The following is a 12,237-nucleotide window of genomic DNA, read 5'->3' on the forward strand; positions in this document are numbered from 1 at the left end:
GGCTTTTTTATTACTTTTCCCAAATAACTTCTTTATTTTGAGCAACCCAAGTTGGAATAAGGGCTTCGTACTTCGCCTCAATTTTATTACGCTTAATCTTCATAGTCGGCGTCAACATATCGTTATCCATCGTCCACAAATCCATAATGACCACAAAGAATGCAATTTTTTCATGTGGCTCAAGCTTTTCATTAATTTCATTCTTCAACTCAATTAATTTTGCTTCGATATCATCACGTTTATTATCTTGTTGCAATTTATTGCGAATTTCTTCTGCCAACATCACAAAGCCGATCGGCTGTTTATGGCTTGCACCACCAACACAGACAGATTCAATCATTTGGTTATTACCAATCTTTTGTTCAATTGGTACAGGCATCACATACTTACCTTTCTGAGTTTTAAAGATGTCCTTTACACGTCCAGTAATTTTTAGACGGCCAGTCGCATCAATTTCACCCATGTCTCCTGTTCTTAAATAACCATCCTCAGTCAAATCTTCAGCTGTTTTTTCTGGGTTCTTGTAATAACCCAACATTGTTCCTGGGCTTCTGACTAAAATCTCACCATTCTCATCAATCTTGCAGTCTACTCGTGCTTGAACATGTCCGACATATCCACTCATATATTCACCCATACGTGTGATATGCGAGTATCCACAGTTTTCTGTCATTCCATAAACTTCAAGCAACTCTAAGCCCAAATTACGATACCATTTAATAATATCTACGGGTAAAGGTGCAGAACCCGTTAAAGCATAACGAACATGATTCAAACCCAATTTTGCCAAGAGTTTTTGCTTAATCTTATTGCCCAAGAATGGGATTTTAAACAACACGTTTTGTACATTAAGTGGAATTTTTTCATTAATCCCCAAATAAAATTTAGTCCATAAACGTGGCACAGAAAAGAAGATCGTTGGTTTTGCACGATTAAGATCTTCAATAAATGTATCTAATGAATTGGCAAAATAAACGGTAAAACCACAAATCATCACGGATGATTGAATAAATACACGCTCTGCAACATGAGCTAGCGGCAAGTAAGATAAAGCACGATCTTTTTCTGAAACACCAAACGTAGATTTCAGCTCACTCGCAGGTGAGAGCAAGGTCTTATAACTTTGCATAACGCCCTTAGGTAGACCTGTACTGCCCGAGGTATAAATAATTGTCGCAAGCTCATCCTCGTTTGGAAAATAAGGCTCACTGGTTGGTGCTGTTTTCGCAGTGATTTCATCCCATGTTGGCGCATTATAGTCAGGTGCCAATGGCAATTTAATACAATGCATATCTTGAGGGATGATTTGTTTCACATCGTTCCAACTGTCTCCAATACCATCCAATTTACCGATAAACAAAGCCTTAGTTTCACTATGATCTAGAACATATTTGGTTCCTTCACCATTGAGAGTCGTATATAAAGGAACCGACACATGACCTGCCATCCAAATTGCAAGATCTGCCATAATCCAATGCGCACTATTTTTACCAAAAATTGCAATCTGAGAACGACCAGGCAAATTCAAAGATTGTAAATAAGCAGCCATTTTTTTGACTTGACTGGCCACTTCTCCCCAAGTGTATTTAATCACCTGACCATTTGGTAAAGGCTGAACCAAGAAATCTTGGTTTGGCGATTTCTTTTCCCAATACATTAAATAGTGAATATGAGTCGGTAAAAACTCAAATTGGTTGTTGTTCTGATTTACTTCCATGTGTAATGACTCCCAATAACGCATCATTGTTGTTATGTAATGACTCATAACCGAAAGCTGATTTAATCGTTTTAAACTCGTCCTGAGTTCCTGATTGCCGAGTAAAAACTACAGCTTTACGATTTAAATTTTCGAATTGTTTTCTATTTTCTATCATGAATTCTGATCAAAATCCAACCATTATTTTGCTCAGTTTAATTGCGCTATATTTTTGATAAAATTGTAATTTAAGACCAATGTGTTGATGATTATCGCCAATGTACTTGGACAATGATTATCCTATAACTAAATCAAACTCATGGATAGAGATTGATCATTATGGCTCAGATTGCCACTATTTTACGTGCAAAAACTCAACTCATGGCTGTCAAAGCCCTCACCCTTGCAATCCCAGTATCACATCCTCTCGTATTTGCGGGTGAAGATTCATCAATGCAATTGTGTGGCAATATTGCTCAGCTCGGCATGAAAAAAGTGATGATTGTGACTGATGCAGTATTAGTCAAATTAGGTGTCATACAACCCATTCAAGATCAATTAAAGCACAATGGGATTGAAGTTGTTATTTTCTCTGATGTAAAACCTGATCCAACTTGTGAAATTGTCGAAAAATCTCTAGCACTGTTTAAAAATACCGGATGCGATAGCGTATTGGGTATAGGGGGTGGTTCGACGATTGATACAGCAAAAGTATTAGCGCTCGCAGCCGCAAACCATAAATCACCTAAACAACTTTTTGGAATTTTAAAAAGCCGTAAACCTGCATATCCATTGTTCGTGATTCCGACCACCGCCGGTACAGGTTCTGAAGTTACCATTGCCGCAGTTATTTCAGACAGTGAAACTCATATCAAAGGCTTAGTTATTGATCCCAAAGTCGTTCCATTAGCAACTGCTTTAGATCCCGTCATCATGAAAGGCATGCCACCTGCTATCACTGCTGACACTGGTATTGATGCCCTTACTCATGCAATTGAATCGTGGGTAAGCGGATTCGCCAACAAACAATCAGATTATTACGCCAGTGCAGCCATGAAATTGATCATGGAAAATTTAAAAACTGCATTTGAAGATGGTCAGAATATTGCAGCACGTGAAGCAATGGCGCTCGGTTCTCATTATGCTGGTTTGGCAATGAATAGTGCTGGAATTGGCTATGTACATGCTTTGGCGCATCAATTAGGGACTCAATATCAAATCCCACACGGACGCGCTAATGCTATTATCTTGCCTCATGTTCTAGAATTTAATCATAAAGCATCAGAAAAACGCTTAGCACTAGCAGCGAAGAAAATTGGTTTAAGCTCGTCACACACTTCGGATGAACAAGCCGCAAATATTTTCATTCAAAGCGTAAAGCAATTACTTAAAGATTTGAAAATCAATACTGAGATTCCGAATTTAAAAAAGCAAGATTTCCCAGAGATGATTAAATCTGCTTTTACTGAAGCCCATGGAATTTATGCCGTACCAAAATACATGAATTATTCAGATGCTGAGCAAATTTTAAATCGACTTTAATGCCAATAAGGCACGAATAAAAGCTCAGTATACAATCGTGTCTACTGAGCTTTTTTAATTTGCGACAAGGAATGCCGCCATGTTAAAAAATTTAGATTCACTAAACCCTTTTATTCATGTCACGATTGAGAATAGAATCCTGACCATCAAAATTGATCACCCCGAGCAAAAAAATGCTTTAAATGGGGAAATGTACAATGACATTGCAAAAATATTGGATGCGGCAGATCAATCTCAACAAGTGAATGTTGTGATTTTACAGGGTAACGAACAGGATTTTACCGCAGGAAATGATCTGAAAGATTTTATGTCTGCCGCTCAAAAATATGTTGGTTTAGCCGCTGATGCTACACCACCCTTTGTCTTCCTAAAAGCGATCGCAAGATTTTCTAAACCTATTATTGCTGCGGTACGTGGCTGCACTATAGGCGTTGGCGTCACTATGCTATTTCACTGTGACATGGTATACGCCCACCCCGATACAGAATTTCAAATTCCATTTGTAAGTTTGGGATTATCTGTAGAGGGTGGCACCAGCCTTCTTTTCACTGAGTTGGCTGGTTATCATATGGCTGCCGAATTATTGCTCACAGGTCGAAAATTTTCAGCGGAAGAAGCGCTAAAATGTCGAATCATCAATCAGATTTGCGAGCAACCTGAACAATTAGCTTTGCAGCGAGCTCAACAGATGAGTCAACTGCCAATGACCACGCTAAAAATTATTAAAAAACAAATTCGACCCGAGCAAGATCAAATTCTGAATTGTATTGTTCAGGAAGCTGAGGTTGTTGCAGAACGTTTAACATCACCTGAAATGATTGAAGCCGTGATGGCTTTCTTACAAAAAAGAAAACCTGACTTCAATCAATTTCTGCAGTCCTAAAAAAAGCACCCTAGGGTGCTTTTTTTATTTTATGGCTTTACCACCACCAAGACTCGAATCGCTTCAGGCGTTACAGCTAAACCTTCTAAAAGGCTTAAGCCTTCTTTTTGAAGCTTCTGCAAACGTGTAATTTCATCTTCGCGAATACTTGGGTTAAATTGTTTCAAATAACTTAAACGATCAATTTCATATTGCCATTTATTGCTATAGATTTCTTTCGCTTGCTGTTTTAATTCAGGCAAAGCACCTTTTGCAATGTCTAAAGCTTGTGCATAACGTTGTTCAACGACATCACGACGTGCTTTCACCACTTGGCGACAACTATTACCGTCAAGATGATGTAAGTAGGGTTTCAAAATATCTGGTGCAATTTTAGCTGATAAATCTTGGCCCTTTTCACTTAATAACACACGAATCAATTGTGTTGGTAAACTCGCTGGCAAGTTCAATGCTTTCGGTGCAATCACATCCACTTTGAACCACACCTCAACTAAAACTGAACCTTGTGGTAAAGCTGCAGACTTCAATAACGCCACATTGGTACTACCAAACGATTGCGTATTGATCATTTCCATGACACTTTCAGTGAAAGGATGCTCAAGCGTTATGTATTGCGCATCTTCACGGATCTGAGCCTGATCACGATAGAACGTCACGGTCATGCCTTCCTCATCCAAAGTCAGACCTTGGACTTGCATTTGATCAGTAGGCTTGATAATCACCGTGCCATTACTTTGCTCATCAAAATCAATATTGGTTGATGCCATGAAGCGTTTCATAAACATTGGCAAAGTCGTATTATCATCATACTCTTCAAGTGCTTGCACAATTTCTTGCGCAACCATTGGACGACAAGAATTGTATTCCAATAAACGATCACGTCCTGCTTGTAGCTCTTGCTCTAAGGCTTCACGTTGCACACTTACAGCTTCAAGAAGATCTTCAAACGCTTGACCTTTATCAGCCAACAAGCAATCTTTAAGATCAACAATAAAGTTCTCTTGTAAGGTTTGCGCAGTTGGAGAAATATTGCTGAAAATATTTAATGCTTCATTGTACCAACGGAACATGCGCTCTTGTGCAGTGCCCACTAAATATGGCACATGAATCTGAATACGGTTTTCTTGACCAATACGATCAAGTCGACCGATACGCTGTTCAAGCACATCAGGGTTCGCTGGCAAATCAAATAGGATTAAATCTGAAGCAAACTGGAAGTTACGACCTTCTGAACCAATTTCTGAACACAATAAAATCTGAGCACCATACGAATCTTCCGCAAAATAAGCAGCTGCTTGGTCACGCTCTAATAGACTCATGCCTTCATGGAACATTGCTGTACGGATCCCTGCATGGATACGTAATGCATTTTCTAAAGCTTCAACTACAGGCCCACTACGCGCAATGAGTAAGACTTTTTTATGCTTTAACTGAGTACGGAGCATTTCCATAATCCACGTTACACGCGGATCAGTTTCCATCCAAGCCCCGTCCAATTGCGCTTCTTCTGGCCACATTTGTTCACGAAGTTTACCATCCATCGACCATCCTTCTGGCGCAGGTAATGGTGCAGGCTGACAATCACGACCAGGGAAGCCTTGAATCGCTTCACGTGTATTACGGAATAGTACACGTCCCGTACCGTGACGATCTAACAATTCATGAATTGCACGGAAACGCTGTTCTGGCTCATCTTCAATCTTGTGACCCAGTAACTGCTCAATTGCTTGGAAATGATCAGCTTCAAGGGGTTGATCCGACATCAGCACTTCCGCAATTTGAGCAGTTTGCTGATATTTTTCTTCTTCATCTAAGAAACGATCAAGTGAACTAAAACGTTGCGGATCGAGTAAACGTAAACGAGCAAAATGGGACTCAACACCTAACTGTTCCGGCGTTGCAGTCAGCAAAAGTACCCCTGCTGTTTTTTCAGCAAATTCTTCAACAAGGTCATAGCGGTCATTACCACCTTCTTCTTCTGACCACATCAAGTGATGTGCTTCATCCACCACAAGCAAATCAAAACCTGCTTCGAGCGCTTGCTCACGTAAATCTTCATGGTCGATCATGAGATCAACAGATGCAATGATGCACTGTTCAGTTAAGAACGGATTCAATTCTGGATCATGTTCTTTGATCGAAGCAGTACGCGTTAAATCAAATAACGAGAAATTCAAATTGAAACGGCGACGCATTTCAATCATCCACTGATATTGCAGCGAATCAGGTACTAAAACGAGGATGCGTTCAGAACGTCCTGTTTTAAGTTGCTGGTGTATGATTAAACCTGCTTCAATGGTTTTACCTAGACCAACTTCATCCGCCAATAAGACACGTGGAGCAAAGCGCTTACCTACTTCATGCGCGATATAAAATTGGTGAGGAATCAATCCAACACGAGCACCCACCATGCCACGTAATGGACTATTTTGCATATTAGCTTGCATTTGTAATGCTTCAATACGCAGGTCATACCATTCTTTATAATCAATTTGGCTTGCCAATAAACGATCAAGTGGTTTAGACAATTGAATCGTCGCGCCAACACGGGTTTCATTTAATGATTTGCGTTCATCAGTACCATCTTGTAACTGACGAATGACGTTGTAACGAATAACGCCACCACGCTCTTCTAATGATTCGACTTTCCAGACGATGCCCTCTTGGTCTTGAAGCTCATCATTCACATTGAACACAATTCGAGATAAAGGTGCGTTACTACGTGCATAGACACGGGTTTCGTCACTTTTAGGAAAGAGGATACTAATTGATCGTTCATTTACATCAATCAAAACCCCTAAACCTAACTCTGTCTCTGTGTCTGATAACCAACGTTGACCAATAGCAAACTGCTGCAATTTTTCCACCTTATCTCAAGTTAGGACTGAAAACTTATGCTCAAACAGGAGATGATTTGAGCAAAATTTAACGTCTATAAGCAATATATTTTGACATAAAGCCCACCAAAAAGTGAGCAATATTTAGCACCGATCTATTTAATTGATCATAACCAAGATTTCATCATGATCAGATCATAAAATATTCGTATACTGATTTAAAAATGTGTTTTTAGAACGGCACTGGACAATGAAAATTCAGTCGTTCACCGGTAACAGGATGATTGAAACTTAACTGCTCTGCATGCAAACAGAGTCGTTCTTTCAAAGCTTGTTGCGCTGGTGTTGCATACAAAGTATCCCCTACGATGGGATGCCCTAAATGCTGCATGTGAACGCGAAGTTGATGTGCTCGACCTGTGATTGGCGTTAATTTTACGCGTGTCACCCACTGATCTTGAATTTGAAATTGTTCAATTGCTTCCCAATGCGTTAACGCTGCTTTATTGTGATGCGCATCTACGATATGCAATGGCGGACGCGATGGGTCGTAAATCACAGGAATATCTACAGTTCCTTGACCTGTTACATATCCCGCGACTAGTGCTTGATAAGTTTTATCCGTTTCACGTTCTTGAAATTGGCGAGAGATCGATTTTTGACCTGTTTTACTGAGTCCAAACACCAATAAGCCGGATGTATCACGATCTAAACGATGAATCAGAAGCGTACGTGGTTCTTCTTGAAGAAGACGATTAATAACGCAATCTTGAAGGTCAGGCGTTTTGCCCGGAACAGAAAGTAATCCAGCTGGTTTGTGAATCACCATAAAATCTTGATCACGATGAATGAGATGTTCCTGAAGAAAATGACTCAAATTTCTATTCCTAGCAGATCGTGAAAACAAGGCGGCAATAATAGAAAGCTTAGCGATAAATTACAATCTTGAAATCGACAAACAGTGATGATTTTTCCGATATCTGATACAAATTAAATCAATCTGACGATTCAAATGAATTAAGTTTTGTTTGTGATATCTAGCTGTCTTTTCTCAGGATAGGAAGCAATTTAGAAAGTGTACAATTTTGCCCAAATGATTCAAAATCTATATGTGCGCCATTGGCTCTCCACAAGCCAATCAAACTCACCATTGCGACCGAATCTAAGCCATAGCGCCTTAAATCTTGAAATGGATCAATTTCTAAAATATCGAATTCAAGGTATTCAGCAATAGACAGTAATATACCCTTTTCAGAAAGAATAAATGAGGACGGCGCACTCAATTCCAGCATTCGAATCATGGCAGAGGTGTTCATATGATGAATACCTTGTTCTACACAGTTCTCAATCCACTGTAAATGTTGGCTCTTCGTTTCTACATGAACAGCATCGTTCACCACACAAATTTGAGGAGTAATCGAAATGATATGCTGTAAAAGTTGCTTTATAGGTGAATTGATCATGCCAGACACAATGAGTTGTTTCTTTTCTGCGAGTAATTCACCCAACTGCGCTACTTTAGAAAATGATTGCTGCTCTTCAATTTCAATCACTTCAATATCTAAAGCCTGAGCTTTTTTAATTAAGCGATTTAAATGAATTAATAATTCTTGATGTTGGTCATTGCTATATTCAGCTAAACGTTGAAATCCAAAAACCACCAAGACGCATTGTTCAGCTTCAATGGACCACTTTGCCAAACTCGCGCTGAGTTCAATTTTTTTGGGTGGTGTATAAAAATATGACATTGCCACTCTAATCAGCTAAAGCCAAGAAAACTTCTATGGCATGCAGCGCAATTTCAGCATCTTCAAAAGATTTAGCACCTGAAACTCCCACGGCTCCCACCAATTGCCCTTGATAAATAATGGGTTCCGCACCTTCTAACATTCCCGACAATGAGTGAACAGTCAGAAAACCCAATTGCCCATCTTTGATCAGCTCTTCAAAAATTTGAGATGGGTGGCGGCTCAAAGCTGAACATTTTGCTTTTTCAGCTGACAAATTCGCAGTCATTGGAGAGGCACCATCCATGCGTTTCATTGCAAGTAAACTTCCAGTTTCATCTACAACAGAAATACTGACATTCAACTTTTTATCAATCGCATATTGTTGCGCACGCGTCAGTAAAAACTCCGCGTCTTCTAAAGTTAAATAATGTTTTAATTTCATTTCTATTTTAAGTCCGTGAATTTTATACGTGCAAAAAAGCCTACAGTATTTACACTGTAGGCTTATGTTAATAGATTTTCAAAAAAATTCTATTTTAAACGCGCAAATACATTCTTAGCTGCTTGAATAGTGAACGCAATATCCTCATCGGAATGCGCACTTGAGATAAAACCGGCTTCAAAAGCAGAAGGCGCTAAATTTACACCTTCATCCAACATGCCATGGAAGAATTTACGGAACATTTCAACATCGCATTTCAACATTGAATCAAAGCTTGTGATATCTTCTTGATCAGTGAAATACAATCCAAACATACCTCCAACCTGTTGAGTCTTAAATGGTATACCTGCTTCATCAGCGGCAGTCTGTAAACCAGTCAATAACTTTTCGAGCTGTGCGGTTAGATTTTCATAGAAACCTGGTTGACGAAGATGTTTAAACATCTCAATCCCAGCTCTCATTGCCAGCGGGTTACCTGATAAAGTTCCTGCTTGGTAAACTTTACCTAGAGGAGCAATACATTCCATCACTTCGCGCTTACCACCAAATGCGCCTACAGGAAGACCTGCACCAATAATTTTACCTAGCGTAGTTAAATCAGGTGTAACACCGTAGTGTGCTTGAGCTCCACCTAATCCAACACGGAATCCGGTCATCACTTCATCAATAATGAAGACTGAACCATGCTCATCACACACATCTCGAATGGCTTGCAAGAATCCATCAATTGGTTTAACCAAGTTCATGTTACCTGCAACAGGTTCAACAATAACACCCGCAATTTCGGAACCAAATTTAGCAAAGCATTCTTTTAAAGTCGCAATATCATTGTATGGAAGCGTCAAAGTATGTTTTGCAAAATCAGCAGGAACACCCGCTGATGTCGCCTCGCCTTCACCACTTGTAAGTAGACCAGAACCTGCTTTCACTAAAAGTGAATCTGAGTGACCATGGTAACAGCCCTCAAACTTAACAATTTTGTCACGACCTGTATACCCACGTGCAAGACGAATTGCAGTCATTGTTGCTTCTGTCCCTGAGTTGGTCATACGTACCAATTCAATCGACGGCATAATTTCACAGATAATATCTGCCAATGTCGTTTCATGCACTGTAGGTGCACCAAAACTTAGACCATCAACAGCGGCGTCTTGAACAGCTTTAATAATCGCAGGGTGTGCATGTCCTAAAATCATTGGTCCCCATGAACCCACATAATCTACATAGCGTTTGCCATCTACATCATACAGGTAGGCACCTTGAGCTTTTTCAATAAATACCGGCGTACCGCCTACACCATTAAAAGCACGTACTGGCGAATTCACACCACCAGGAATATGTTTGCTGGCTTGTTTAAATAGTTGTTCTTGCTTAGGAGATAAACTCATGAAAATCACTCAACTCGAAAAAGTAAAAAATTTAAGCTTGTTTAGCAAATAGCTCTGACCAGTCGTAAACACGTTGACCAACAGTTGACATAGACCGACCCAATACATCGCTAATGACAGCACAAAGATCTGCTCCAGCAGCAATCACTTCAGCGCCATTTTCAACCGTCAAACCTCCAATCGCGCAAATAGGTACATTTAATTTTGCTTTTGCAGCTTTTAATGTTTCTAAACCAATATTACCTGCTTCAGGTTTGCTTTGTGTTGCATAAATTGCGCCGAATGCTACATAATTTGCGCCGTCTGCGATCGCTTGCTCAGCTAGTTCAATAGAATTATTACAACTACGTCCAATTAAGACGTTTTTTGGCAATCTTTCCACAGCCTCTTGGATTGAACCATCATCTTGACCAAGATGCACACCCACGCCATATTTGACTGCGGCCTCTAAATCATCATTGATGACAAAAGGAACCTTATATTGATTACACATATTCTTCATGTATTCAATTTCATAAGCTTGATCTTCTTTCGCAACGTTTTTACGACGATACTGAAGTACTGCAACTTCATAAGTTGCCATCGCTCCTTCAAGCTTTGCTAATAGAAGTTCAATAGGATCATCGTTGGTGATTAAATACAAACCGCGCATAAAGAATAACTCTAGGCAAATACTAAAAATTTAAAACATTATAGGACAAAGCCTTGGAAGAACACATTGATAAAATGTAGAAATTAACAGGCTCTATTGTTGACTAAGCGTATTAAAGATATTGATTGAAATGAATTTGTGAAATTTAATCCAAGAAAAATTGGCTCCAATACGTTTGAATATATTCCATCTAGTTCTTCGAAAGACACACTTAAGTACATAAAGGAAATTTGCGAAAAAAGAGATATGTTGCCTGCGAAGGAGCCTATACCTGGCATTAGTTATAAACGAATCAGTATGAAAACACCTTTTGGCATGTTATGTACAGCAAATGACTAAGAGATTCCCTTTTAAGATTAGGAGGAAAATAAAATATTATTAAAAATCAGAAATTTATGTATAAAAATAATAGTAAGGACTTAGTAAATGTAATTATTGAAAAGTAAATAACGATTTATCTAATTAAACCACTTTCAGTGAAAATTTTCTGACACGAGTAAAGAAAGTCAAATTGAATTTATTTGTTTTAAAGAAAATTTAGTAAATATTTATTTTGATTCTGATGAAATTTCGGTAGTACTAGATGGCAAAGACATTACGTCCGACTATCCAGTAAAGAAAATAGATAGCAGAAGAATATTTGAATTATACAAACCGCTTACATGTGTAAGGTGTAGTTAAAAAAGATGGTGTTGCACTTCAAATGCTAATCTAAGATTTATGCAAGAGATCTATATGTTCTAAAAAGTTCTTATTTGAAGAACAATACACCATATAATTGAATAATTCAGGATCTCAACGTAATATTATTTATATCCTAACCAATATTTATAGAAGAGAAAAATGGATCAATTAAAAAAAATAAATGATGATTTGCATCAAGCCGCTATATTATTAGACAGTATTCCTAGTAAGATTCAATCAGATCCATCACTAGAAAATAGAGAAAATATATTACTGATAGGAAAAGCTCTAAGTCATATTTTTGAACTCCAAAATAATATTTATAAAATTCGACCTGATTTAAAAAACTTAGGATGAGCTCTATTATGTTAAATAGTCGCATT

General features: G+C 38.7%; 11 protein-coding genes. 3 read left to right on the forward strand and 8 right to left on the reverse strand.

From position 1 onward, the window contains the following. Positions 1-10: 10 nt before the first annotated feature. Together AC1M9I_RS05670 and AC1M9I_RS05675 are read right to left on the reverse strand one after the other, a co-directional pair. Complete coding sequence (locus tag AC1M9I_RS05670) at positions 11-1,717, reverse strand: AMP-binding protein (protein ID WP_481594713.1); 1,707 nt, start codon at positions 1,715-1,717, stop codon at positions 11-13. Beyond that, positions 1,686-1,874 carry a hypothetical protein gene (locus AC1M9I_RS05675; protein ID WP_481610796.1) on the reverse strand — a complete coding sequence of 63 codons (189 nt, stop codon included), beginning with the start codon at positions 1,872-1,874 and terminating at the stop codon, positions 1,686-1,688. Before AC1M9I_RS05675 ends, AC1M9I_RS05670 begins: the two co-directional genes overlap by 32 nt. Before the next feature lie 161 nt (positions 1,875-2,035). On the opposite strand from AC1M9I_RS05675, the gene AC1M9I_RS05680 reads away from it, so the two are divergent. Both AC1M9I_RS05680 and AC1M9I_RS05685 read left to right on the forward strand, forming a co-directional pair. Continuing rightward, positions 2,036-3,238, forward strand: a complete 1,203-nt coding sequence (locus AC1M9I_RS05680; RefSeq protein ID WP_481610797.1) for an iron-containing alcohol dehydrogenase — start codon at positions 2,036-2,038, stop codon at positions 3,236-3,238. Between the two features lie 79 nt (positions 3,239-3,317). Beyond that, positions 3,318-4,121 (forward strand): enoyl-CoA hydratase-related protein, encoded by an 804-nt coding sequence (locus AC1M9I_RS05685; protein ID WP_481608817.1) that lies wholly within the window; start codon positions 3,318-3,320, stop codon positions 4,119-4,121. A 29-nt stretch (positions 4,122-4,150) separates the two neighbouring features. On the opposite strand, the gene rapA is transcribed toward AC1M9I_RS05685, so the two are convergent. The 6 genes from rapA to thiE all read right to left on the reverse strand — a co-directional run bounded on the left by rapA (position 4,151) and on the right by thiE (position 11,170). Beyond that, on the reverse strand, positions 4,151-6,988 hold the full coding sequence (rapA, locus tag AC1M9I_RS05690; protein WP_481610798.1) for an RNA polymerase-associated protein RapA: 2,838 nt from the start codon (positions 6,986-6,988) through the stop codon (positions 4,151-4,153). 202 nt (positions 6,989-7,190) lie between these two features. Next, positions 7,191-7,835 (reverse strand): RluA family pseudouridine synthase, encoded by a 645-nt coding sequence (locus AC1M9I_RS05695; RefSeq protein ID WP_481610799.1) that lies wholly within the window; start codon positions 7,833-7,835, stop codon positions 7,191-7,193. 160 nt (positions 7,836-7,995) lie between these two features. Beyond that, complete coding sequence (locus tag AC1M9I_RS05700) at positions 7,996-8,706, reverse strand: acyl carrier protein (RefSeq protein ID WP_481610800.1); 711 nt, start codon at positions 8,704-8,706, stop codon at positions 7,996-7,998. 7 nt (positions 8,707-8,713) lie between these two features. Beyond that, a complete protein-coding gene (locus tag AC1M9I_RS05705; RefSeq protein WP_035267160.1) occupies positions 8,714-9,130 on the reverse strand; it encodes a GlcG/HbpS family heme-binding protein in 417 nt (138 codons plus the stop codon). Positions 9,131-9,219: 89 nt separating this feature from the next. Beyond that, positions 9,220-10,518: a glutamate-1-semialdehyde 2,1-aminomutase gene (hemL, locus tag AC1M9I_RS05710; RefSeq protein ID WP_481586402.1), complete on the reverse strand. Its 1,299-nt coding sequence runs from the start codon at positions 10,516-10,518 to the stop codon at positions 9,220-9,222. Positions 10,519-10,549: 31 nt separating this feature from the next. Continuing rightward, positions 10,550-11,170, reverse strand: a complete 621-nt coding sequence (gene thiE, locus AC1M9I_RS05715; protein ID WP_481586403.1) for a thiamine phosphate synthase — start codon at positions 11,168-11,170, stop codon at positions 10,550-10,552. 843 nt (positions 11,171-12,013) lie between these two features. On the opposite strand from thiE, the gene AC1M9I_RS05720 reads away from it, so the two are divergent. Continuing rightward, entirely contained in the window at positions 12,014-12,211 is a 198-nt protein-coding gene (locus AC1M9I_RS05720; RefSeq protein ID WP_481588997.1) for a hypothetical protein, read from the forward strand. The last annotated feature ends 26 nt before the right edge of the window (positions 12,212-12,237 follow it).

The sequence above is a fragment of the Acinetobacter sp. ANC_7553 genome (assembly GCF_056779895.1).